The sequence below is a fragment of the Pseudomonas sp. SIMBA_067 genome, assembly GCF_046534675.1.
In the GTDB taxonomy this organism is placed as follows: Bacteria; Pseudomonadota; Gammaproteobacteria; order Pseudomonadales; family Pseudomonadaceae; genus Aquipseudomonas; species Aquipseudomonas putida.
Genome location: NZ_JAWRYH010000606.1, coordinates 1 through 264, shown reverse-complemented (window position 1 = coordinate 264; position 264 = coordinate 1). Strand labels below are relative to the sequence as shown.

Genomic DNA, 264 nt, shown 5'->3' with positions numbered 1-264 from the left:
ATCAGCCAGGACAGTGATGGACTCCAGCTTCGCCAGTTTCTTGAGCAGCGCATCGTTCTCGCTGAGGCGACGCTGGTCTTCGGCGCTGGCGTTCTTGACGAACACCGCCAACGGCTTGCCCGGCCCGATGTTCATCTCGGCGCGGATGTTGCGCGTACCAAGCATCAGGGTCTTGAGCCATTCGATATCGCTTTCGGCCGCCTCATCGATGCGTGCTTCGTTGGCCACCGGCCAAGGTTGCAGCATGATGGTCTTGCCTTCGAT

Annotated in this window: 1 protein-coding gene; it reads right to left on the bottom strand. The window is 59.8% G+C overall.

What is annotated here, in order from left to right; translation table 11 throughout:
- Positions 1-264 (bottom strand): class I tRNA ligase family protein (locus tag SB765_RS30525; RefSeq protein WP_410932605.1); only part of this gene is annotated, 264 nt, incomplete at both ends.